The following is a 23,240-nucleotide window of genomic DNA, read 5'->3' as shown; positions in this document are numbered from 1 at the left end:
ACAGTGTCTACTTGCTGGGCGGGTGGATCGTGCGGTTCGCGCGTCGGCCGCTCAGGACGGCTTCGGCTTCGGGGTCGGCTGCCCCGACAGCAGCTCGAACTGGGCGTTGTCGAGCGTGCCCTTGCCGGTGACCCGGTAGCCGGGGCCCATCGTGCCCAGGCTGAGCGCGATCTCTGCCTCGTTGCGGATGTACCAGCGCTTGCGTGGCGCCTCGCCGCGGGAGGCGGGCAGCACCGAGCCGGTCCCGTTGACGTACGGGCGGCCGGGCACCAGCCGGTCGGTGGCGGTCATGGTGACGATCGCCGAGTTGTCCCCGGTGTAGTTCCACTGCACCTCGGCGAACTCGTCCTCCTCGCCGGTCTGCATCTCGGTGGCGTTGAGCGTCTCGTCGTTGTACGCGGCCACCAGGCGCTTCTTCGACTCGATGTCGTCGACGAGCAGCACGGTCAGGTCCGTCGAGTCGTACTTGCCGCGCAGGTGGATGTCCCGGGCCACCACGGAGTAGCGGTCGGCGACGCCCATGCCGGTGCGCCACCGGTCGACGAACTGCGGCAGCGGCAGGTTGCCCCACGTGTGGTCGTGGTAGCCGGTGCCGACGAACTCGCGCTTCTCGTTGTAGAAGACGATGTGGCCCTCGGCCTTGCCCGACGGGACGGCGGCGAACCAGGCCTGGTACTGGTCGGGGCCGCCGAGGTGGACGTATCCCGTGCCGGGCCGGAACGGAGCCGCGGTGCTGGTCAGGTTCAGGTTGAGGGTGATGTCGTCGGCGGTGCCGCGCAGCTGGTAGTTCTTCAGGTCGCCGGTGAGCGTGAACGGGCCGACCTTGACGTTGCAGCGGTCCTGGGCGCTGGCGAACTCGCTCCAGCTGTAGGTCCGGAACACGCTGAACTCGTTGCCCCAAGGCGTGGTGATCAGCAGGTTCACCGCGGGACGCCGGTCGGACTCGGCGCTGAGACCGTCGCCAGGGCGGGTCTTCAGCGTGAACGACACGACGATGCCGTCCTCGCCGGTCAGCTCGGTGTGCCACCACTCGTACACCCGGGGGTCCTCGTTGGCGGCGGCCGTGCGGAAGCCGTCCTCCCAGGCGTAATAGGTGTCGGGCTTGAGGTTGAGCCGGGCGTAGTCGGCGGGGCTGGTGCCGTAGCGGTTGAGCGTGGGGCCGTCGTCGGGCGGGGCGGGCGGCGCGGACCGGGTGCACGCGGCCAGCCCGGGGAGGGCGACGAACGACCCTGCGGCCAACGCCCGCAGCGCCGTGCGGCGGGAGAACCTTCCGGGAACCTCACTCATCTTGCTCGCCGTCCCATCACGCCGCAGCGCCGGCCTTTCAGGTGGATCACCCTATTGCCCTGGTTTGCGTAATGTAGCTCGCGTTTGCCCTGCGCGTAGGTGAGATCGCCAACCTCGCCGCCCCTCCGGTGCGCGGCGCGGCACACCAAGGTCACTCGACTTGCCGGGCACATGGGCGAAAGCGGGTTCAAGATACGCACATGTGCCTGGCAAGTCAGATGATCAAGGGCGGGGCGGGGCGGGCCGGGGCGGGGCGAGGCGGTGGTTAGTGGGGGACGCGGAGCCAGATGTTGGTGAGGTGGGCGGTGTGGGTGACGCTCACCTGCTCCAGGCGGGTGCCGTCGCCGCCGGGGCGCTCGAACAGGCGCGTGCCGTCGCCGAGCAGGGTCGGCACCACGTGCACCAGGACCTCGTCCAGCAGGCCGGCGTCCAGGCAGCTGCGGGCGGTGGCCGCGCCGAGCACGACCACGTAGCCGTCTCCCGCGGCGGCTTTCGCGGAGGCGACGGCCTCCAGCAGGTCGTCGACGAAAATGAAGTCAGGGTTCGGGTCGTCGGGGATGTCCCGGGTGTGCACCAGCTGCGGGCCGGTCCACGCACCGCCGTACAGCCGGCCCTGGGCGGTTGCGGGGCTGTGCGGGCCGAAGAAGGTCCGGTGACCGATGAGGACCGCACCGATGCGGGCCAGCACCTCGTCGACGACGGGATTGGGTCCACCGTGTCCGGCCAGCCAGGACATGTCGCCGCCCGGCCCGGCGATGAAGCCGTCCAGTGACATCGTGACGTGCCACAGCACCCTGCCCATGCGTTTCCTCCCGTGGGTCCGCGTTGCCCGGCATCGTGCCGGGGACCGTACATCCGATCACGAGGGGGAGTGTTTCTGAAAGTTTCACTCGCTCTGCGGCGGTATGAGCATTCGATGAATGGATATGTTGCGAAGGGATTACCGGGGCCTTAAGCTCTGGTCGATGGGAGCGCTCCCGGTCTCTGGCCAGGGCGTTTGCTGCCCCCTTGTTGCCCGACGAGGACCGGTCCGGCGCGCGCCCACCCCGATCCCGACGAAAGGCTCGTCATGAGACTCCTCCCACGCGCGTCCCGGCGCGCCCTGATCGCGGCCGGCGCGGTCGGTGCGCTGGCCCTGGGTGTCACCGTCGCGCTGCCCGTGGTCAACGCCATGGCCGCCAGCGGCTGCGCCGTCACCTACACCACCAACCAGTGGCAGGGCGGCTTCACCGCGAACATCACCATCAAGAACCTCGGCGACCCGATCAGCAACTGGACCCTCGGGTTCACCTTCCCGAACTCCGGCCAGAAGGTGACCCAGGGCTGGTCGGCGACCTACGCCCAGAGCGGCTCGGCGGTGACCGCGACGAGCATGAGCTACAACGGTTCGCTGGCCACCAACGCCTCCACCGGCATCGGCTTCAACGGCAGCTGGACCACGGCCAACCCGTTGCCTACCTCGTTCACCCTCAACGGCACCGTCTGCACCGGCTCCACCACCCCCAGCTCGCCCGCGCCGAGCTCACCGGCGCCGAGCAGCTCGCCGTCGGCCTCACCCCGGCCGTCCACGTCACCGTCCGCCTCGCCGTCGCCCAGCCCGTCTCAGCCGACCGGGCAGACCCCCGTCGCGATCAACGGACAGCTGCGCGTCTGCGGCGTGAACCTCTGCAACCGGTTCAACCGCCCGATCCAGCTGCGTGGTATGAGCACGCACGGCATCCAGTGGTTCGCCAACTGCTACAACGACAACTCGCTGAACGCGCTCGCGAGCGACTGGCAGGCCGACCTGCTGCGCGTGTCGATGTACGTGCAGGAGCAGGGCTACGAGACCAACCCGGCCGGGTTCACCAACCAGGTGAACAACCTCGTCGAGGAGGCCACCGAGCGCGGCCTGTACGCGATGATCGACTTCCACACGCTGACGCCGGGTGACCCGATGTACAACCTGGAGCGTGCGAAGACCTTCTTCGCCGCGGTGTCGGCGCGCCACGCGGCGAAGAACAACGTGATCTACGAGATCACCAATGAGCCGAACGGCGTGAGCTGGTCGACGATCAAGAACTACGCCGAGCAGGTCATCCCGGTGATCCGTGCCAACGACCCGGACGCCGTGGTCATCGTCGGCACCCGTGGCTGGTCGTCGCTGGGCGTCTCCGAGGGCGGCAACTCCACCGAGATCATCAACAACAAGGTCAACGCCACGAACATCATGTACGCGTTCCACTTCTACGCCGCGTCGCACAAGGACAACTACCGCGCCGAGGTGGAGCGGGCGGCCGCCGCGCTGCCGCTCTTCGTCACCGAGTTCGGCACGGTCACCTACACCGGCGGCGGTGCGGTCGACACGGCCAGCAGCACCGCCTGGCTGGACATGCTGGACCGGTTGAAGATCGGCTACGCGAACTGGACCTACTCCGACGCCGACGAGGGCAGTGCCGCGTTCAAGCCCGGCACCTGCAACGGCGGTAACTACGCGGGCACCGCGGTGCTGACCGAGTCCGGCAACTTCATGCGCAACCGCATCCGCACGGCGGACAACTTCCCGACCAGCTGACCCGCCCCGATCAGCGGCGCGGCCCCCTCGCGCCCGGCGAAGGGGGCCGCGCCGTGCTGTCCTACTTGACCTGGAGCGCGCTCCAGCTTCTAGCGTGGCAGGGGTACACGATCGAGGAGGCAGTACATGAAAACCGTAGAACTCGGACGCACCGGCGAGCAGGTCAGCCAACTGGCCCTCGGCGCCATGCTCATGGGAACCAGCACCGACGAGCCCACCTCCGTCGAGATGCTCGACCGGTTCCTCGACGCCGGCGGCAACTTCATCGACACCGCCAACTGCTACCGCTGGTGGGAGCGGGAAGGCAGCCCCGGCGGAGAGAGCGAGGAACTGCTCGGCCGCTGGCTCACCCGCACCGGCCGCCGCGACCGGGTCTTCCTCGCCACCAAGGGCAGCGCCATGATCACAGAGCAGGACGGCCTGTGGCGCGACGGGCAGCCCGACTGGCCGCTGGCCCGCACCCGGTTCGAAGGCGCGGGCGCGGCGACCCTGACCAAGGCGATCGACGACAGCCTGCGGCGGCTGCGCACCGACCACGTCGACCTCTACTACGTGCACGTCGACGACCGGGCCACGCCGCTGGAGGAGACCCTGGAAGCGCTCGCCGGCATCGTCGCCGCGGGCAAGGCCCGATACATCGGCTGGTCGAACGTGCGCACCTGGCGGCTGGAGCGGATCCGGCAGCTCTGCGCGGCCAACGGCTGGCCGGCCCCGGTCGCCCTGCAGCAGCAGCACACCTATCTGCGCCCGAAGGCGGGGCTGGACTCCGCCTCCATCGTGGACGACGAGCAGCTGGACTACCTGCGCGAGCACGACGACCTGTCGCTGGTGGCGTACTCGCCGATCCTCAAGGGCGTCTACGACTCCGCGGCCAAGCGGGCGGGGCACTGGGCGATGGAGAACTACGAAGGCCCCGACGCGCAGGCGCGGCTGGCCGCGGCCGCCGCGGTGGCCGCCGAGGTCGGAGCCACCCCGAACCAGGTGGTGCTGGCCTGGCTGCTGCGGGCGTCGCCGACGATGATTCCACTGGTGGGTCCGCGAACGCTGGAGCAGTATGAGACGGCGCACGCCGCGCTCGACGTCATGCTCTCCGACGAGCAGGCCGCGCGCCTGGACGCCGCCGGGGCCTGACGTGTCGGGTTGTCGTGGCTGGCGCCGGACGCGTACTGTCGTCTGCCGCTGGGGAAACACGACGGGTGTGCGCGTCGTTGCGTAACCAGAGGCCATTTCGACTGTGAGGAGCTGGTATGGGCGAGCGCGTGCTGCGGGGAAGCCGACTTGGCGCCGTCAGCTACGAGTCTGACCGTAACACCGAGTTCGCGCCCCGGCAGACCCGTGAGTTCTCGTGCGTCAACGGGCACCGGTTCGAGGTGCCGTTCGCCGTGGACGCCGAGGTGCCCTCGACGTGGGAGTGCAAGTTCGACGGCGCCGTGGCGCGGCTGGTCGACGGCACCGAGCCGGAGCAGAAGAAGGTCAAGCCTCCGCGTACGCACTGGGACATGCTGCTGGAGCGCCGCTCGATCGAGGAGCTCGAGGAGATCCTGAACGAGCGTCTGGCCGAGGTGCGCACCAAGCGCGGTCGCTGACCCTGACATCGCCGATGCCGGCGCCGATCCCCGAGACCGGCGCCGGCATTCGTGTGTCCCGATCCGGGCGGCGGCAAATCCGGGGCGGCGTGGCGGGCCGCTCGGGTAGCGTCCCGGCGCATGTACGAACTGCAGCGCCTCACCGCCGAGCACGCCCCGGCGCTGCTGGCGTTCGAGACGGCCAACCGGGCCTGGTTCGCCCGCACCATCGCCGACCGGGGCGACGACTACTTCGCGTGCTTCCCCGAGCGGCACGCGGCGATCCTCGCCGAGCAGGCGGCCGGGCTGCACCACTTCCACGTAGTGGTGGACCCGGCCGGGGCGATCGCGGGCCGGGTCAACCTCGTCGACGTCGCCGACGGCCGCGCCGAACTCGGCTACCGGATCGCCGAGAGCGCCGCCGGCAGAGGTCTGGCCACGGCGATGGTGGCGCAGGTCTGCGCGCAGGCCGCGGGCGAGTACGGGCTGACCGGGCTCAGCGCCGTGACCACCCTGGACAACGCCGCCTCCGCTGCGGTGCTGCGGCGCAATGGCTTCACCGTCGATGGCCCGATCACTCTCGGTGACCGTCCGGGTATGCGATACCTCCGTGACCTGGTGATCTCGGCAGGCTGAAGCCTCCAGCGGGCTTCGCGGTCACCCACGGCGACCTCGAAGACTTTCCCGCGCCGCCGCATCGCGGTAATCTGCCAGGCGGCCGCGCCCGTGCAGAGTTCCCCCTCACCCCTGGCGGCCGCCGCCGCGCGCCCGGCTCCTGCGCGGCGGACGACGGAAGGATCCTGTACGTGCCTGCCCCGGTGCGCCGCCCCCGCCCCGCGTCCCTGCTCGCCCTGCTCGTGGCCGTTGTGTTGCTGGTCACCGGCTTCGGGACGCCCGCCAACGCCGAGCCCAACGAGATCCCGTCGACCAAGGTCGCCCAGGCGCGCCAGAACCTGGAGAGCGCCGCCGGGCAGTACCTCGACGCCGAAGCGGCCATGCTCAAGGCGAAAAAAGAGCAGACCACCATGAACCAGACGCTGCTCGCGGCGGAGAACCGCTACACGCGGGTCCGGGCGAGCGTCGCCAAGTACGCCGCCGAGGCGTACAAGTCCGGGCGGCTCGGGGTCATCGGCGTGATGCTGAACGCGAACACGTCCGACGAGTTCCTGGCCCGCTCCGCGGCGATGGAGAAGTTGACCGCCCGCGACGATGCCCGCATCAGCGAGCTGGTCCAGGTCAAGAACGAGATCTTCGCGGCCAAGGCCGCCGTCGACGCGTCCGTGAAGGAGCAGGCCAAGCACTTTGCCGAGATGGCGAAGCTGCGCAAGGCCGCAGACAAGGCGCTCAGCGCGCTCGGCGGCGCGGCCACCAAGGGCTGGGTCGACCCGAACTCGCCGCTGGCCATTCCGGCCAAGCGCAACGCGGACGGCACCTGGCCCCGCGAGGTCTGCAGCATCGACGATCCGACCCGCAAGACGGTGGCGGGCGCGTGCATCACGCCGCGCACGCTGCACGCGTACCTGCAGGCTCAGAAGGCCGGCTTCAAGCGGTACACCTCGTGCTGGCGTCCCGGCGACATGTACGAGCACCCCAAGGGCCGCGCCTGCGACTTCTCGGTGGCGGTGGGCGGCTTCGGCGGCCATGCCACCGGCGGCGACCGCACCTACGGCAACAAACTGGCCGCGTACTTCGTCAAGAACGCCAGCGCGCTCGGGGTCATGTACGTCATCTGGTTCTGCCAGGTGTGGACGGCAACCGGCGGTGGCTGGCACCGATATTCGCCTACCGGGTCGAGCTGCGGTGACTCGCCGTCGGCCGACCACACCGACCACGTGCACCTGTCGGTGAACTAGCTCAGGCGCCCCGCTGGCCGTCGAGGCTTTCGCGCAGCAGGTCGAGGTGGCCGCAGTGACGTGCGGTCTCCTCGATCATGTGCACGTACGCGTACCGCAGGGTGAAGGAGTTGCCCTCGGCCCGCGCCCGCTCGTCGAGCCCGGCGTGCTGGACAGACTGCCGGGACCGCGCGCACTCGGCCACGTAATCGGCCACGATCCCGGCGAGCGTCTCGCCCGGCGGGACCGGGAAACCGCCGTCCGGCTCCTGCCCGGTCCACGGCCATGGCAGGTCCAGCCCCGCGAAGTCGATGCTGAACCAGAACCGCTCCACCCCCGCCAGGTGGCGGACCAGCCCGGCGGGGGTCAGCTCGGACGCCGGCACTGGGCGGCTGAAGGCCTGCTCGTCGGTCAGCCCGGCGACCTTGTTCACCACCGTGGCGCGCAGGAAGTCGAGCAGGCCGGTGAGGGTCTCGCGCTCGGTGCCGTCCTCCGGCGGCCGGACCCGCGGCGCTGCCTTGATCTCGTCGATCGTCATCGCGACAGCGTAGGGGCGGGCGCCGACATCCGCAGTCCGCGTAGTCGGCTCAGTACGGTGGCGGCACGGGCGGGCTCGGATCTCCGCCAGGCGAGCGGGCCCGCCGCTCGCGTGGACAGAAATTCTCGCGTTGGGTGTAATGGCGCGACCGGTGGCGGGACTTATCAGCGAAACACCGCTACCTCGGGAGGCACTCATGCGGTCAGACACGTCCCTCGCCAGGGCCGCCGCGGCAGGAGACCGCGAGGCGTTCGACCGGCTCTACCGCCTGTACCGGCCGGGCCTGATCGGTTTCGTGTTCCGGCAGGTCGGTGACCGGCACACCGCCGAGGACGTGGTGCAGGAGACGTTCCTGGTGGCCTGGCGCGACCTGGCCAAGCTGCGCGACCCCGACGTGTTCCGGACCTGGCTGTTCTCCATCGCGTACCGCCGGGCCATGTCTGCCGCGGCCCGGGTCGCCCCCGCGCCGCTGCCCGATCCGGCGCTGCTGGTCGACGACACCCCGGGCCGACACCCCGAGCAGGCCGCCGAGCAGCGGGAGGCGTACGAGCTGGTCTGGGCCGCCGCGCACGGGCTCGAACCGCGCCAGCGTGCGGTGCTGGAGCTGAACGTGCGCTGGGACCTGTCCAGTCGCGAGATCGGCGAGGTGCTCGGCGTCGGCACCGCCCACGCCGCGGTGCTGGTGCACCGCTCGCGTACGGCGCTGGGCAGCGCGGTGCGCACCGTGCTCATCGCCCGCCGGCACGGCCGCTGCGCCGGGCTCGACGCCATCGTGCACGGCCGCCGCCGGCTGACCTCCCGCGAGCGGTCCCAGGTCGACCGGCACGTGCGAGGCTGTGACCAGTGCCGCCGCCTGTCCGCCCGCAACGGCGCGTACGCCGTGTTCGCCGCGCTGCTGGCGCTCACCGACGGGCCGGTGCCGGGCAGTTCGGTGCAGACCAGCCCGGCGGCCGCGGTCGCCGCCGCGGGTGCGCGCGGGCTGCGCCTGCCCGGCAAACTGGCACTCGGCTCGGCGGCCACCGTGCTGGCCGCGACCGGCGTGTGGGCGCTGGTCCCCGTGGTCGGCGAAGGCCCGGACGTCGACCGGGCCGGGGCCGCCGCAGCCGCCGCCGCGGCGGGCATCGCCCCGGGGTCGTCCGCGTCGCCGTCGGCGTCGGGGTCGGCCTCGCCTTCGGCTGCTCCCGTCAGCCCTTCGGTCTCGCCGTCGGCCGTCGCGTCGGTGCGGCCCAGTCCCACCAAGGCGGCTCCGGCGACGTTGGAGGCGCAGATGCTGGCGCTGGTCAACCAGGCACGCAAGAGCGCGGGCTGCGGCGCGCTGCGCGCCGAGCCGAAGCTGGACAAAGCATCCCGGCTGCACAGCGCCGACATGGCCAAGCGCAACTACTTCTCGCACACCACCCCGGACGGGGTCAGCCCGTGGGACCGGGCCAAGGCGGCCGGCTACACCCAGCCGTCGGCGGAGAACATCGCCGCGGGCAACGCCACCGCGAAGGCCACCATGAACCAGTGGATGAACTCGCCTGGCCACAAGGCGAACATCCTGAACTGCTCCTACAAGGCCATGGGGGTGGGCCGGGCGACCGGAGGCTCCTACCGCTACTACTGGACCCAGATGTTCGGCTTCCGCTGACGCGGATGCGCGGGGCGTCATCGGCACCGGTGACTTACGCCGCATCGTGGTGGAGGCGGATGCCGGGCCGCCTAGGCTCGCGTCATCGGATCATGAGCATCCGGGTGGCGGCGACCTGTCGGCGTCGACCGGCCCGCGGGAGGCGCGACAAAGATGCAGACGACGCTGACCATCGCCGAGAGCGTGGCGGTGCTGCTGGCCGGGATGGCCGCGGGCGGGATCAACGCGGTGGTGGGCTCCGGCACGCTGGTGACCTTCCCGGTGCTGCTGGCCCTGGGTTACCCGCCGGTCGTCGCGAACGTCTCCAACACGGTCGGGCTGGTGCCCGGCTCGCTGTCCGGGGCGTACGCCTACCGCAAAGGGCTGGCCGGGCACGGTCCGCTGCTGTTGCGCCTGGGCACCGCCTCGGTGCTCGGCGCGCTGCTCGGTGCGGTGCTGCTGCTGTGGCTGCCGCCGGGCGCGTTCAACGCCATCGTGCCGGTGCTGATCGGTCTGGCCCTCGTGCTGGTGATCCTGCAACCGCGGCTGGCCCGGTCGCTGGCTCGGCGCCGCCCTGAGCGGGAGCGGCACGTGGGGCCGCTGCTGCTGCTCGGCGTGTTCGGCGCGGGCGTGTACGGCGGTTACTTCGGCGCGGCCCAGGGCGTGCTGCTGCTGGGCCTGCTCGGGGTGCTGCTCTCCACCGACCTGCAGTGGGTCAACGGCATCAAGAACGTGCTGGCGGCGCTGGTGAACGGTGTCGCCGCGGTGCTGTTCATCGCCCTCGGCATGGTCGCCTGGCAACCGGCGCTGCTGATCGCCGCCGGTTCGGTCGTCGGCGGCCTCATCGGCGGCCGCTGGGGCCGCCGCCTACCCCCCACGGTCCTCCGCGCCCTCATCGTCATCATCGGCCTAGCCGCCATGATCCAGCTCCTCACCTGACCCGACCTGCCCCGGCCTGACCCGACCCGACCCGGCCTGGCCCGGCCGGCCTGGCGCAACTCTCAAAGACTTGCGGCCACAGCAGGGCTGGAAGGCGCGACTCTTCAAGAGCTGCGACAGGGGGAGGACGGGTCAGGCGCGGGAGGCGGCTTTGCGGGCGCGGTACGCGGTGACGGCGGCGCGGTTGCCGCAGCCGGTGTCGCAGAAGCGCTTCGAGCGGTTCTTGGACAGGTCGACGACCACGTTTCCGCAGTCGGGGTATTCGCAGACGCGCAGGCGGCTGAGCTCGCCGCCGCGGACGACGTCGATGAGCGCCATCGCGGCCTCGACCGCCATCCGGGTGGCCAGCGGCGCGTTGGCAGGGGTCGCGTGGAGGTGGTAGTCCCACTCGTCGTGCTTGACGAGTTGGGGGAGCGCGTTCGACTCGCGCAGCAGCGCGTTGACGATCTCCACGACCTCGTCCACGTCGGCTTCCCAGACCCGGCGCAGCCGAGGGCGCAGATCCTGCACCGCGCGCAGTTCGGCGGCGGTGTGCTCGCGGCCGCCGGTCCACCCGTACGCCCCGAAGAAGGCGTCGAGCGCGGCCAGGTCGGGCAGCTTCTCGCCGTCCGAGCCGGTGGTGTTGACCAGTGCGGCGGCGGCCACCAGCGCTACTTCGGTGTCATGGGCAAAAAGCATCTTGACTCCTGTCACCCATCGGTCTAGTGTCATCAGCATAGCGGTGTTTTGCTTATTACTCTTCTGGCAATCTCCGAGGTGAGTTCCATGCAGACCCAACGCTCCGCCGGTGTCGGCCTCGGTCTGGCCCTGCTGTCGGCCGCGACGTTCGGCACTTCGGGCACCTTTGCCCGGTCCCTGATCGAGGCGGGCTGGTCGGCCGAGGCCGCGGTCGCCGCGCGAGTGGGCATCGCCGCCCTGATCCTGGCTGTGCCGACCGTCTTCGCGCTGCGCGGCAAATGGCACGTGCTGCGCCGCAACATCGGCTCGGTCGGCGTCTTCGGGCTGCTGGCCGTCGCCGGCGCGCAGGTCGGTTTCTTCAATGCCGTCCGATACCTTCCCATCGGTGTGGCCCTGCTCCTGGAATACCTTGGCATCATCCTCGTCGTTTTCTGGATGTGGGCCCGGCACGGCCAGCGCCCGCGCCGGCTGACCCTGGTCGGGTCGGCGGCCGCGATGCTGGGACTGTTCTTCGTGCTCGACCTGACCGGCGGCGGCGGCTTCGATCCGGTGGGCGTGCTGTGGGGCCTGTTCGCGGCGATGGGCCTGGCGGCGTACTTCGTGCTCAGCGCACGGGTCGACGAGCGGCTGCCGTCGGTGGCCATGGCCAGCAGTGGCATGGCGATCGGCGCCGTGGTGCTGCTCGCGCTGGGCGCGTCCGGCGCGCTGCCCCTGCGGGCCACGTTCGGCGACGTCACCTTCGCGGGCGAGCGGATGAGCTGGCTGGTGCCGATCGTCGGGCTGTCGCTGGTGGCCGCGGTGATCTCGTACGTCTCCGGCATCGGTGCGGCGCGCATCCTCGGCGCGCGGCTGTCGTCGTTCGTCGGGCTGACCGAGGTGCTGTTCGCGGTCCTGATCGCCTGGCTGTTCCTCGGCGAGCTGCCGGTGCCGGTGCAGCTGCTCGGCGGAGCGCTCATCATCGGCGGCGTCGTGCTGGTGCGTGTGGATGAACTGCGGTCCGCGCCGTCGGTGACCGAGGACGTCGTCCCCGTGCCGGAGCCGGTGCTGGCGGGCCAGGGGCGTTAGCGGCAGCGAGTTCGGCAGGGCACCTTCTGCAACGCATGGCGATGTGCAGAGCTGCTGCTCGTCTCGCCGCCGCGAGCCGACGACGCCCCTCCTTCGGGTCACTCGATGCGGTCGACGACGGGGTCTGGGCGTTCGCCGAGGAACTCGATCCAGATCTGCTTGGCGCAGGGGTAGTTGACCGCTGCCTCGGCCAGTTCGAGGAAGCCCTGCAGGTTCGCGGTGAAGCGGCGGCTCAGCTCCTCGTCGGCGAGGCCGCCGCTCGGGTCGAACGCATGATGTGCCTGGGCCAGGGAGAACATCTCCGGGTACACGCGGGCGCCCAGGTGTTCCAGCGGGACCCGCAGGGCCCACAGGCCCCGGTTGCCGCCGATCATCGATGGTGACGCCGACAGCAGCAGCACGTGGCGTCCGGAGAAGGGCTGCGGGCGCAGCCGCGACGTCCAGTCGATCAGGTTCTTCAACCCGGCCGGGACCGATGCGTTGTACTCGGGCGAAGCGATGATCATCGCGTCGGTGCCGTCGAGGACTTCACCGAAGGCGCGCGCGGCGTCCGGTATCCCGGTGGTCTCCTCGATGTCGCCGTCGTAGAGCGGCAGCGGCCAGTCGCCGAGCTGCGCGTGGCGTACCTGCGCGCCGAGCCGCGCCGCCTCCTGCGCGGCGAGCGTGGCCAGCTCCCGGTTCAGCGAGTTCGTGCGCAACGACCCGCCCAGGGTCAGCACCCGCACCGGACGGTGGGCATCAGGCTCCATCACCCCACCCTGCCCCACCACCCACCTGGCATTACGCGAAACAGGAGTTTGGAAGGGCACCTTCCACAACGCATAGCGTTAAGAAGGTGCCCTTCCTTTGCTCGGTCAGGGTTTGGGGTGGGCTAGGAAGAAGTCCCAGGTGAGGGCGGTGGCGTCGGGGCCGGTGGTGTCGCCGTAGAGGCTGCAGGAGCAGCCGCCGGGGTAGGCGTGGCCAGCGCCGTCGATCATGTACTGCTCGACGAGGGGCTGCCCGGACGCGGTGCGGTAGGTCAGGTGGGTGAAGGTGCGGCCGCCGGGGACCTGGCCGGGCACCACGGTGTCGGCGACCGGGTCGGTGCCGGCCACGGTGGTCCACTGCTCGGCGATGCGGTACGCCGTGGACGGCGGGACGACGAGGTCGGCGGTGCCCTGGAAGATGATCGCGGGTACGGGGCGGGCCCGGCTGCCCATCTCCTGCAGCGCCTTGCGCCCGGACTCCCGTGCCGATTGCAGCTGCAGCACGTCGCAGTCGTATTCGCAGCCGGCCATCACGGAGACGGACGCGAACAGGTCCGGATAGGTCACCGCCATGATGTTGGCCATGACGCCGCCCGCGGAGACGCCGGTGGCGTGGATCCGCCTGGCGTCGACGGTGTACTGCGAGCGCATCCGGTTGGTGATGCCCGCGATGATGGCGGGTTCGCCCCAGCCGCGGTGCTGGTTGGTCTCCAGGAACCAGTTCCAGCAGGTGGCGGGGTTGACCACGTTGCTCTGGTCGGGGAGGACCACGATGAAGCCGCGTGCCTCGGCCTCGGCGCTCCAGCCGGAGAGCAGGTCGAAGCCGACGTCGTTCTCGGTGCAGCCGTGCAGGGCGACGAGCAGGGGCATGGGCGTGCCGGGACGGTACGACGACGGCACGTAGCCGTGGTAGTCGCGGGTGCCGTACACGCTGGCGTAGACGCCGTGGAAGAACCCGCCCGCAGCCTGTGCCGGGGCGGGCACCGCCAACTGCGCCAGGAGCAGGGCGAGTGCGGTGGCGGCGACGGCGGCGATGCGGCGGAGCGGTGGAACGGCGGTGCGGTCCGGGGACGGGACAGACATGGCACGCTCTCCTCTCGGTTCCGGTTGCCAACCAATCGATTGATTGGGTGACAGGATTGCTAGCGACTATGCGCTCGGTCGGTTACGGTGTCAACCAATCGTTCGATCGGTAGAGGGAGAGCATGTGACGACGCCCCGGTGGGAGCCGCGGCGGCTGAGCGCCGTCGCCGTCGAGCTGCCCGAGGGGGTCACCCCGCCCGGCACCCGCGGCCGTATTCTGCTGTCGGCGCTGCGGCTGTTCGCCGAGTACGGCTTCCACGGCACGTCCATCCGCGACCTGGCCGGGGCGGCGGGGATCAACTCGGCCACGCTGTACGCGCACTTCCCGGCCAAGGAGCACGTGCTCGCCGAACTGGTCCTGCTCGGGCACACCGAACTGCACCGCCGCCTGCAGCAGGCGCTCGTGGAAGCCCCACCCGGGCCGTCCGCGCAGCTCGCCGCGCTGGTGCGGGCGCAGGTCGGCGCGCACGCCGACTTCCCGCTGCTGGCCCTGGTCGCCAACGCCGAGTTGCACGCGCTGTCCCCGGACCGCGCCGCACCCGCCCTGGCGCTTCGCGAGCAGTCCCGCGAGCTCGGTCTGCGCGTGCTGCGGCTCGGCGTCGAGCAGGGCGTGTTCCGCGTCGCCGACCCGCTGCTGGCCGCGACCGCGATCGGCTCGATGGGCATGCAGGTGGCGCACTGGTTCGGCCCCGACCAGCCGTACACCCGCGACCAGGTCGCCGACACGTACGCCCGCTACGCCCTCCAGATCGCGGGAGCAGCCCGCGTGAACGAAACCGCCACCCCCGTGAAGGAAGGCTGACCCATGCGCTCGATCGAGTTTTCGGTTCCCGGCGGTTCGCTGCACGCGCTGCGCTTCGGCGACGGCGCGAAGACAGCGCTCGCCGCGCACGGCATCACCGCCTCGGCCATGTCGTTCCGGGCCGTGGCCAGGCAGCTCCCCGAGGACTGGAGCCTGGTCGCGGTGGACCTGCGCGGCCGCGGCGGCAGCGCCGGGCTGCCCGGCCCGTACGGCATGGACGCGCACGCCGCCGACCTCGCCGCGGTCGCCGAGCAGCTGGGCGCGCCGGTCGCGCTGACCGGGCAGTCGATGGGGGCGTACGCCGCGCTGCGTGCCGCCGTGCAGCGGCCTGAGCTGTTCAGCCGGCTGGTGCTGGTCGACGGCGGCCTGCCGCTGCCGGTGCCGGCGCAGTTCGACGCGGACCAGCTGCTGGAGCTGACCATCGGCCCCGCCGTCGCCCGGCTGCGGGAGACCTACCCGTCGGTGGACGCCTACCTGGCCTTCTTCCAGGCGCACCCGGCGCTGGCCGGGGAGTGGAACGACGACATGGCCGAGTACGTGCGCTACGACGCGACCGGCGAGCCCGGGGCGATCCGCTCCCGCACCGGTTCCGAGGCCGTCTACGCGGACGGCCGCGACCTGCTGGTCAACGGCTCCGCGTTCGGCGACGACCTGGTGAAACTGGCCCTGCCCGCGACGCTGCTGTACGCGCCGCGCGGCATGTTCGGGCAGGAGCCCGGCATGCTCCCGCAGCCGGTGGTGGAGCACTGGGCGGCACGGGCCCCGCAATTGCGTGCGGAGCTGGTCTCCGACACGAACCACTACACGATCCTGATGACCGACCGCCCTGCGGCGCTCATCGCCGAGCGCCTCACCGGGGCCGCATAGGCGACGAGCTTCACGAAGCCGCCGACCCGCGTCGCTGTCCTCAGACGGAGGCCCGACCGGCCTGGCCGATGGCGGCCGAGTCCCGGGTCGGCCGCAGCGCCTCGACGGCGGCCGACGGGTCGTCGGCGAAGAACCGCAGCACGCGGACATGCTCGCGCCGCCCCAGCGGGCGTACCGCGACGACGGGCTCGGCGAGCTCGATGATCACGTTGGTCTGGTTGTTCGCGGCCAGGGCCATGCACTCGCCGACCATCTTGATCATGCCAGTCTCGTTGTAGTTGCGCTTGTGCTGCACGCCGGTGACGAGGCGGCGGGGGATGCGCAGGTCGAAGAACGCGCCGTAGCGCACGCGCAGCTCGTCGGCGGTGACGACGTGCGGGCGGGTGACGTAGCTGGCGATGACGGCCAGCGCGATCAGGATGCCGTATGCGTCGAGCGCGAGCACCACCGCGCGCAGCCCGACCGGAGCGTCCAGCGAGCGCAGCAGGATCTCCACGCCGACGAGCTCGATCACGCAGGCGGACAGGAACCCGAACATGAGCACCGTCTGCTCGCGGTGGTACGACAGTGCCACGGCGCCAGGCGGCACCCCGTGCCGGCGACGGCCGACCCAGAGCACCAGGCTGACCATGCCCTTGACGTCGAAGCCCATGATCCGCCGCACCTTTTCGGGCACGATCTGCTCGTACGCGCCGCGCAGGGCCGCCGTACGCCCTGCGCCGTCCTGGCGCAGGGCGCGGTAGCGCTGCCACAGCACCAGGACCTCCAGCAGCAGCACCGCCAGCACGACCAGCTCGGCGACGGTGAGGACCGGGCGCGGTAGCGCGACCCCGGACACCAGCAGAACGGCGAGTACCACCTCCGCCGGCACCATGGCGAACAGGGCCGCCCTGGCGATCTTCAGCATCATGCGCGCTCCTTCAGTGTCGTCACCATCAGGCGCAGCACCTCGGCCTGGGCGGGGGTGAGTTCGGAGGTCATCAGGTCCAGCCAGCGGCCGGTCTCCGCCTCGTCGAGGCTCGCCACCATCGCGGCGGCCATCTCAGCGGGCAGGTGGGCCGCGAGGTCGACCGCGAGCGCGGAGACCCGCGAATCGGCCGGGTCCGCGCCGGCGATCGCGTCCATCCGTGCGGTGAGGGCGTGGCCCCTGGCCCGTGCGTCCGGGTCGGTGAGCGGCCGGAACATCGCCATGAGCTGTTCCCGGGCGGCCGGGTCGGCGCCGGTGTCGATCAGCGACAGCATGTCGCGGTCGAGCGCGGCGAACGCGGAGCCGGCCGGATGCAGGTCGTGCAGCAGGTCCCCGAAATCGGGGGCGACAGTGGTGTCGGGGTTGAGGTCGGCGTCGGCCAGCAGCGTTGCCAGCCGGGCCCGGCGGGCGAGGATGGCGTCCTGCTGGCGGGCCAGGTCGGCGTCCAGCTCGGTGAGCACCTCGCGCAGCTCGCGGCCCTCGTCGTCGGCGAGCACGTCGCGGATCTCGTCGAGGGACAGGCCCAGCTCGGCGAGGCGGCGGACCCGGGCGAGCAGCACCGCATCGCGCACCCGGTACTCGCGGTAGCCGCCGGGGGTCCGCTCGGGCTCGGGCAGCAGCCCGAGGTGGTGGTAGTGGCGCACGGTACGGGTGGTCACCCCGACCAGCGCAGCCAGTTCGCCGATACGCATGGCACCTATTAGAGACGTTGACGTTACGTCAAGGTCAAGTTGGCTCGGTGATACTTTCGGTGACGAAGCGTGCCGTGGCTGTTTCCGTTGGGAAATCGTGATCAATGCCGGAGCCCCGACGGCACTACGATGCGAGCGTGTTTCATGTTCCCCGCGCCCGTAAGCCATATCCGCTGCTTGCCGCAGCCGTCGTCCTGCTGCTGCTCGGCGCGGGCGTGGCCTGGGGCGTCGGGGACGCGCTCGGCCTGAGCCACACCCCGGCCGCCATTCCGCGCGAGGACCCGGTCGCCGCCCCGCAGCGCGAGATCGCGCCCGCGCCGCCGGTCACCGCCATCGCCGTCCCCGCCGATCTGCGCCTGACCAAGGCCGCGACCGCGGTCGCCGACGCGCTCGCCGCCCGCGGCCTGCCCCGCCCGGCGGTCACCACGGCACCCGCGCCGGTCACGGCACCCACGCGGCCCGGTGCCACGTCGCCCGCGTCGGCCGTGACCCCGCCCGCCACTACGCCCACGGCTGCCGGCGCGACCACGTTGCGCGCGGGTGTGCTGGCGACACTCGCTGCCGCGCCGGACTCGTACCGGATCACCGCGCGCGGCGCCGAACTGGCCGTGGAGGGCACCGACGTCGCCGGAACCGCGGACGGGCTGTACCGGATCGCCGACCGGATCCGGTCCGGCGTCGCGGTCGTTCCGGCCGGGGAGGACGGGCGGGTCGTCACGCCGCGGCTGGGGCTGCGGCTGACCGACGCCGGGTCGGTCGGGCGCGAGCCGGACGCCGCCGCGTTCGCCGCGGGCGACGACTACAACCTCAACACCGACGTGGTCGGCGAGGCACTGCTGCCGCAGGCCCCGTGGGTCGACCCCGCCGCGGTGGCACGCATCGACCAGCAGTTCCGGCAGTTCGTGGACCACTCGGCGGCGCAGGGCTACAACGGCGTGGTCGTGCCGGGCTTCCTGGAGTACGTCACGTTCGCCAAGGTCGGCGACGGCCGCGCCGTCTACCCGGCCGGCGACACCCACGTCGACCGGGCCAAGGCGATGGTCGCCGCGTTCGGCCCGGTCTTCCGGTACGCCGAGGACATGGGCATGAAGGTCTTCCTGCTCACGGACATGCTCGCGGTATCCCCGCCGCTGGAGGCGTACCTGCAGCGCACCGTCGGCGGCCTCGACGTGGCCGACCCGCGGCTGTGGGCCGTGTACCAGGCGGGCCTGGCCGAGCTGTTCGAGAGCCTGCCGTTCGTGGACGGGCTGATGGTGCGCATCGGCGAGGGCGGCGAGGTGTACGCGCAGAACGGCTGGGACTACTCGTCGCGCCTGGCGGTCACCACCGACGACGCGGTGCGCGCGATGCTGCGGGCGCTGCTCGACACCGCGGGCCGGGCTGACCGGGAGGTCATCTTCCGGACCTGGACCGTCGGTGTCGGCGCGGTCGGCGACCTGCACACCAATCCGGACTCCTACCGGCAGGTGCTGGGCGGGTTCGACGACCCGCATCTGATCGTGTCCACCAAGTACACCCTCGGCGACTTCTACAGCCACCTGCCGCTCAACGCGACGCTGCTGGCCGGCGAGCACCGCAGGATCGTGGAGTTCCAGGCGCGGCGGGAGTTCGAGGGCTTCGGCTCGCTGCCCAACGACCTCGGTGTGCTGCACCGGCAGGCGCTGCGCGAGTTCCTGGCCGCGAACCCGAAGGTCGAGGGCGTCTGGAACTGGACGCAGGACGGCGGCCCGCTGCGCGCCGGCCCGATGTCGCTCTACCTGCGAGCGGGCTTCTGGCAGCTGTACGACCTCAACACGTACGCCGTCGCGCGGTTGGCCTGGGCTCCGGACGCCGACCCGGCGCAGTTCACCGCGGACTGGGCGTACCGCACGTTCTCCGGCGACCCGGCCACGGTCGCGGCGATCGGGCAGGCCATGGCGCTGTCCCGGGAGGCGCTGACCAAGGGGCTGTACCTCGGGCCGTACGCGGACAAGACGGTCAAGGCGCTGGGCCTGGAGCCGCCGCCGATGATGTGGATCTTCGAGTGGGACATCGCCACCGGCGACTCGGCGGCACTGGACAGCATCTACGCCGTCACCGGCGGCCGCGTCGACCAGGCGATCGACGAGGGCGAGCGAGCCGTCGCGCTGGCCCGGCGCATGCGCGACCTGGTCGCCGCGACCGACCCGGCGACCTGGCGCGATCCGCAGCTGCGCGAGTCGTTCACGAGCACGCTCGACTACCAGGTGAACCTGTTCGAGACGCTGGGCGCGTACCGCACCATGGTGCTGCGCCATGCGCAGTGGCTCGACACCGGGGCGCAGGCCGCGTACGACGGCTGGCGGCAGGCCGAGACCCACTACCGCGGCGCACGCGACGTGCACGCGCAGCGCTACGGCGGGAACCTGGACCTGCCCGCGTACAACTTCACCGCCGCGGACCTCGGTGCGGTGCGGGCCGACCGCGACCCGGCGATGGCCTGGGCGGCCCGTGGCCTGCTGGCGCTGATCCTGGTCGTGCTGCTGCTGGGGCTGTGGGGTCGCGGCCGTGGCGGCGCCGCGGCGCGGGCGCTGCTGCTCGGCGCGGTGCGCCCGTGGCGGGTGGCCCGCCTGGAGTCGCCGCCGTCGCGGCTGGACCGGGTGCTGGTCTGGCTGGTGCCCGCGATCGTGCTGGTGGCGAGCCGTGCCGTGTACACCTGGTTCGCCGCCCCGGCGCACCTGCTGGTGACGCTGGGCGGGTGGCTGCTGTTCGCCGCCGTGGCCCGCCTGGTCGTCGGGCGGCGTGACCCGTTCCACCTGTGGGCCGTCATCGGCGGCGTCGCGCTGCTGCGCAGCGTGCTCCTGCTGGCGGCGCTGGCCGGGCGCGGGCCGGGCAAGTACTGGTTCGCCTTCTGGACCTCGCCGACGCTGCGCTCGGTCTACGTCACGGTCGCGTTCGCCGCGTTCTGCTGGCTGTTCGTGGCCACCGCCGTGGTCCTGCGCGACCGGTACGGCCTGCTGCGCCGCCGCGCCGTCGGCCTCACCCTGGTCGCGGCAGGTGTCCCGCTGGGTCTGATCGGCGGCCTGATCGCCGCCGTCGGCCTGGAACAGGCCCTCACCGTCTGGAACGACCAGATGGCGCTGCTGCCGTGGGGCCTGTCCCGCATCCTCGGCATCACCGTCTATCTCGGCATCCCCGCCGACCTGCCTGCCTACGCCGCCGTCGCGGGCCTCGCCGTCACCGCCTTCGGCCTGCTCCTCTCCATCGGCCGCACCCGCCCCGCGTGAAAGGAAGGGCACCTTCACATCGCTATGCGATGTAGCAGGTGCCCTTCCCGACGCTGTGGCCGATGCGGCCCGCGCGAGGCGCGCGTTCGGACGCGGGAGCCCTGATCGACCGGGTCGGTCCTCGGACCGGAGGCCGTGGCCGGTCAGAAGTAGTCGTGCAGGGTGGGCGGCGGGCCCGCGGTGGCGGTGCGCATGAACCCGTCGGTGTCGGTGTCGCCGCCGGTCAGGAAGCCGGTCCAGCGCAGCTGTTCCGGGGTGGCCGCGCCCGCGTACCAGGCGGCCAGGCCGCGCGGGGTGAGCCGGACCGTGCCCGCGCCGCCGGGCTCCAGACGGCCCTCGCCGCCGGACAGGGTGAGCCGCCACCGGCCCTGCTGCCAGGGACAGACGTCGTCGACCAGGTCCAGGTCGACCTCGCCGGTCAGGTGACGCGGCCAGCCGCGCGCGGCGATCGCACCGGGCGCGTCGACGACGCGCACCATCCAGGGCTGCGTCGAGGCGACCTTGGCGTCGATCCGGGCGAGCAGCGACCAGGCCGGGTCGGTCGCACCGAGCCGGATCACCGTGGTCGGCGCGACGCTGGCCCAGCCGCCGCACATCGCCAGCAGCGTGCGCGTCGCCTCCGGGGTCAGGCCGATCAGGTCGTCGACGGTGATCTTGCCGCCCGGGTCGTAGCCGGGTCCGCGATCCCAGCCGGCATAACCCACGACGGTGCCGGCGTCGTCGACGGCGACGGTGAAACCGTGGTAGTCGGCCAGCAGTTGAGCCGGGGTCGCGCCGAACGCCGGTCCGGAGCGCTCCATCATGCCGGTGCCCGCACGGGCCACCTGGCGGTAGATCTCGTACACGGCCGGGATGTCGGCCTCGGTCGCGGGTCGCAGCGTGGTCTTCGGGTCGGGGCGGATCGCGCCGAGCACCCGGGTGGACACCGTCCAGTAGACGAGTGCACCGACCTCTTCCCAGCCCAGCGCCCGGTACGGCAGCGGGGTGGTGTCGAACAGGGTGCTGATCACCGTGCCCCGTCCGCGCGCGCCTTCGAGCAGCCGGGTGAGCATGAGCCGGCCGAGCCCGCGTCCGCGCAGCTCCGGCGCGGTGGCGACGCCGGCCACGCCGCAGGTGGGCACGACCCGCCCGCCGAACCACTGGCCCTGTTCGCGGTCGACGGCCTTGGCCACCATCCGGCCGGCCGGGTCGAACACCCCGAGGGTGCGTCGACCGGACGAGTTCGGGTCCCAGCCCTCGGGCATGGTCTGTTCGTGGTACCCGAAGGTGAGACTGCCCAGGTCCCACGCGAGTTTCCGATCTTCCGGCCCGATCGGCCGCACTTCGTAATTCACCCGGCCATCCTGCCAGCCACCCGCCGACCGTCCCCGTGAATTCGGCAAGACTGGAAGCGGTTCCAGTCTCATGGAAGTTACCGTGCTGCCGTGAAGGCCAGGCTTACGCCATTGTTCGGCTGGTGCTGTCGAAGGTTTCGGACACTTGTCTTGACGTCTTAACGCGACACTTCTATCTTGCAACTGGAAGCGCTCCCGGTTTTCCCCGGCTTCCGGGCGAGCCGGTGTGCTGGGCGTGAGTCGTCGCAGCACGGGCTACGCCGGCATCAGCCGCGTGTCCTGTGCGCCACTCTGCGTCCCGGTGGGAAAGTAGGGCCCGGGAGCGCTTCCAATAACCCTGCGGCGACGCGTACGCTCTTGCCACCGTCTCCGCAGAGGGGTGTCACGGCTCCATGGGTCCCAAGCGTCAGCCGACGCTCGACGAGGTCGCGGCACGGGCCGGTGTCTCGCGCTCCGCCGCGTCGCGCGTCATCAACAACGCCCGGCACGTCAGCCAGGCCAAGCGGGATGCCGTCGCGCGGGCCGTCGTGGAGCTGGGCTTCGTGCCGAACCCCACCGCGCGGGCACTGGCCACGCAGCAGGTCGGCGCGGTCGTGCTGGCGCTGTCCCATCACGACCCGGCGCTGTTCACCGATCCGTTCTTCGCGCAGATCATCCTGGGCGTCAACGCCGAACTGGAGAAGACCGAACTCGAACTGCTCCTGGTGCTGGCCAACTCCACCCAGGGCCAGGCCCGGCTGCAGCGCATCCTCAAGTCACGTCGCGCCGACGGCGTCATGCTGATGGCGCTGCACGGCGACGACCCCCTCGCAGCGCTCGCCGACCAGCACGACATCCCGGTCGTCTTCGGCGGCCGGCCGCTGCACGCCGAACCCCGCTGGTATGTCGACGCCGACAACCGCGGCGGCTCCCGGCTGGCCACCGAACACCTCATCGGCCTCGGGCGGCGGCACATCGCCGTCATCACCGGCCAGATGGACACCGACGCGGGCGCCTCGCGGCATCGTGGCTACCTCGACGCCATGGCGGTGGCCGGGCTGGACCCGTCCCGGGTCGAGCACGGCGAATTCACCGAGGCCGGCGGAGCCGCCGCGATGACCCGGCTACTGGCCGCGTATCCCGAGGTGGACGCCGTGGTCGCCGGTTCCGACGCGATCGCCGCGGGTTCGCTGCGCGCGCTGAAGGCACACGGGCGCACGGTGCCCGGCGACGTCGCGGTGGTCGGGTTCGACGACCTGCTGACCGCGCTGCACACCGACCCGCAGCTGACCACGGTCCACCAGCCCGTCCACGGGCTCGGCCGGGAGATGGCGAAGATGCTGCTCAGCCTGATCGCGGGCGAGGAACCCCACCCGCTGATCCTGCCCACCCGGCTGGTCCACCGCGCCTCCGCCTGAACCGGACGCGAGCCGCCGACCCTGCCCGGCCGACCCGCGG

The 23,240-nt window shown here is 71.6% G+C and carries 21 protein-coding genes; 12 read left to right on the top strand and 9 right to left on the bottom strand.

Features of this window, described 5'->3' with window-relative positions:
- Window positions 1–51: 51 nt before the first annotated feature.
- Window positions 52–1,287 (bottom strand): lipocalin-like domain-containing protein, encoded by a 1,236-nt coding sequence (locus FLL47_RS01970; protein ID WP_144118646.1) that lies wholly within the window; start codon window positions 1,285–1,287, stop codon window positions 52–54.
- A 265-nt stretch (window positions 1,288–1,552) separates the two neighbouring features.
- Window positions 1,553–2,089 (bottom strand): dihydrofolate reductase family protein, encoded by a 537-nt coding sequence (locus FLL47_RS01965; protein ID WP_144118645.1) that lies wholly within the window; start codon window positions 2,087–2,089, stop codon window positions 1,553–1,555.
- A 267-nt stretch (window positions 2,090–2,356) separates the two neighbouring features.
- On the opposite strand from FLL47_RS01965, the gene FLL47_RS01960 reads away from it, so the two are divergent.
- The 5 genes from FLL47_RS01960 to FLL47_RS01940 all read left to right on the top strand — a co-directional run bounded on the left by FLL47_RS01960 (window position 2,357) and on the right by FLL47_RS01940 (window position 7,259).
- On the top strand, window positions 2,357–3,841 hold the full coding sequence (locus tag FLL47_RS01960; protein WP_144118644.1) for a cellulase family glycosylhydrolase: 1,485 nt from the start codon (window positions 2,357–2,359) through the stop codon (window positions 3,839–3,841).
- A 126-nt stretch (window positions 3,842–3,967) separates the two neighbouring features.
- A complete protein-coding gene (locus FLL47_RS01955) occupies window positions 3,968–4,972 on the top strand; it encodes an aldo/keto reductase (RefSeq protein WP_144118643.1) in 1,005 nt (334 codons plus the stop codon).
- 116 nt (window positions 4,973–5,088) lie between these two features.
- The gene (locus tag FLL47_RS01950) at window positions 5,089–5,427 is read left to right on the top strand and encodes an RNA polymerase-binding protein RbpA (protein ID WP_120319291.1); all 339 of its coding nucleotides are present in this window, start codon (window positions 5,089–5,091) and stop codon (window positions 5,425–5,427) included.
- Between the two features lie 120 nt (window positions 5,428–5,547).
- Complete coding sequence (locus FLL47_RS01945; RefSeq protein WP_144118642.1) at window positions 5,548–6,042, top strand: GNAT family N-acetyltransferase; 495 nt, start codon at window positions 5,548–5,550, stop codon at window positions 6,040–6,042.
- A 170-nt stretch (window positions 6,043–6,212) separates the two neighbouring features.
- Window positions 6,213–7,259: a coiled-coil domain-containing protein gene (locus FLL47_RS01940; RefSeq protein WP_246157439.1), complete on the top strand. Its 1,047-nt coding sequence runs from the start codon at window positions 6,213–6,215 to the stop codon at window positions 7,257–7,259.
- A 1-nt stretch (window position 7,260) separates the two neighbouring features.
- Here the strand turns inward: FLL47_RS01940 and FLL47_RS01935 are convergent, their stop codons facing one another.
- Entirely contained in the window at window positions 7,261–7,776 is a 516-nt protein-coding gene (locus FLL47_RS01935) for a DinB family protein (protein WP_144118641.1), read from the bottom strand.
- A gap of 196 nt (window positions 7,777–7,972) precedes the next feature.
- Between FLL47_RS01935 and FLL47_RS01930 the strand changes: the two genes are divergently transcribed.
- Window positions 7,973–9,406, top strand: a complete 1,434-nt coding sequence (locus FLL47_RS01930) for a sigma-70 family RNA polymerase sigma factor (protein ID WP_144118640.1) — start codon at window positions 7,973–7,975, stop codon at window positions 9,404–9,406.
- 153 nt (window positions 9,407–9,559) lie between these two features.
- Window positions 9,560–10,324 (top strand): sulfite exporter TauE/SafE family protein, encoded by a 765-nt coding sequence (locus tag FLL47_RS01925; protein WP_246157438.1) that lies wholly within the window; start codon window positions 9,560–9,562, stop codon window positions 10,322–10,324.
- Window positions 10,325–10,456: 132 nt separating this feature from the next.
- Here the strand turns inward: FLL47_RS01925 and FLL47_RS01920 are convergent, their stop codons facing one another.
- Window positions 10,457–11,002, bottom strand: a complete 546-nt coding sequence (locus tag FLL47_RS01920; RefSeq protein ID WP_144118639.1) for a CGNR zinc finger domain-containing protein — start codon at window positions 11,000–11,002, stop codon at window positions 10,457–10,459.
- 87 nt (window positions 11,003–11,089) lie between these two features.
- Between FLL47_RS01920 and FLL47_RS01915 the strand changes: the two genes are divergently transcribed.
- The gene (locus FLL47_RS01915) at window positions 11,090–12,067 is read left to right on the top strand and encodes an EamA family transporter (protein WP_144118638.1); all 978 of its coding nucleotides are present in this window, start codon (window positions 11,090–11,092) and stop codon (window positions 12,065–12,067) included.
- Between the two features lie 98 nt (window positions 12,068–12,165).
- Here FLL47_RS01915 and FLL47_RS01910 read toward each other — a convergent pair whose 3' ends face one another.
- Together FLL47_RS01910 and FLL47_RS01905 are read right to left on the bottom strand one after the other, a co-directional pair.
- Window positions 12,166–12,816, bottom strand: a complete 651-nt coding sequence (locus tag FLL47_RS01910; protein ID WP_144118637.1) for an NADPH-dependent FMN reductase — start codon at window positions 12,814–12,816, stop codon at window positions 12,166–12,168.
- 105 nt (window positions 12,817–12,921) lie between these two features.
- Window positions 12,922–13,896 (bottom strand): extracellular catalytic domain type 1 short-chain-length polyhydroxyalkanoate depolymerase, encoded by a 975-nt coding sequence (locus tag FLL47_RS01905; protein WP_144118636.1) that lies wholly within the window; start codon window positions 13,894–13,896, stop codon window positions 12,922–12,924.
- Window positions 13,897–14,020: 124 nt separating this feature from the next.
- On the opposite strand from FLL47_RS01905, the gene FLL47_RS01900 reads away from it, so the two are divergent.
- Window positions 14,021–14,698, top strand: coding sequence for a TetR/AcrR family transcriptional regulator (locus FLL47_RS01900; RefSeq protein WP_144118635.1), 678 nt, complete (start codon window positions 14,021–14,023; stop codon window positions 14,696–14,698).
- Window positions 14,699–14,701: 3 nt separating this feature from the next.
- Entirely contained in the window at window positions 14,702–15,565 is an 864-nt protein-coding gene (locus tag FLL47_RS01895; RefSeq protein WP_144118634.1) for an alpha/beta hydrolase, read from the top strand.
- A 40-nt stretch (window positions 15,566–15,605) separates the two neighbouring features.
- Here FLL47_RS01895 and FLL47_RS01890 read toward each other — a convergent pair whose 3' ends face one another.
- On the bottom strand, window positions 15,606–16,475 hold the full coding sequence (locus tag FLL47_RS01890; protein WP_144118633.1) for a hypothetical protein: 870 nt from the start codon (window positions 16,473–16,475) through the stop codon (window positions 15,606–15,608).
- Window positions 16,472–17,224: a MerR family transcriptional regulator gene (locus FLL47_RS01885; protein WP_144118632.1), complete on the bottom strand. Its 753-nt coding sequence runs from the start codon at window positions 17,222–17,224 to the stop codon at window positions 16,472–16,474. Before FLL47_RS01885 ends, FLL47_RS01890 begins: the two co-directional genes overlap by 4 nt.
- A 137-nt stretch (window positions 17,225–17,361) precedes the next feature.
- Between FLL47_RS01885 and FLL47_RS01880 the strand changes: the two genes are divergently transcribed.
- Complete coding sequence (locus FLL47_RS01880; RefSeq protein WP_246157437.1) at window positions 17,362–20,469, top strand: hypothetical protein; 3,108 nt, start codon at window positions 17,362–17,364, stop codon at window positions 20,467–20,469.
- A 143-nt stretch (window positions 20,470–20,612) separates the two neighbouring features.
- On the opposite strand, the gene FLL47_RS01875 is transcribed toward FLL47_RS01880, so the two are convergent.
- On the bottom strand, window positions 20,613–21,803 hold the full coding sequence (locus tag FLL47_RS01875) for a GNAT family N-acetyltransferase (RefSeq protein WP_186315517.1): 1,191 nt from the start codon (window positions 21,801–21,803) through the stop codon (window positions 20,613–20,615).
- A 392-nt stretch (window positions 21,804–22,195) separates the two neighbouring features.
- Here FLL47_RS01875 and FLL47_RS01870 point away from each other — a divergent pair, with 392 nt between their 5' ends.
- Entirely contained in the window at window positions 22,196–23,200 is a 1,005-nt protein-coding gene (locus FLL47_RS01870) for a LacI family DNA-binding transcriptional regulator (protein WP_144118629.1), read from the top strand.
- The last annotated feature ends 40 nt before the right edge of the window (window positions 23,201–23,240 follow it).

The sequence above is a fragment of the Catellatospora sichuanensis genome (assembly GCF_007483665.1).
Lineage (GTDB): Bacteria > Actinomycetota > Actinomycetes > Mycobacteriales > Micromonosporaceae > Catellatospora > Catellatospora sichuanensis.
Note: the sequence above shows the minus strand (reverse complement) of the source record. Positions and strands in the feature narration are given on the sequence as shown.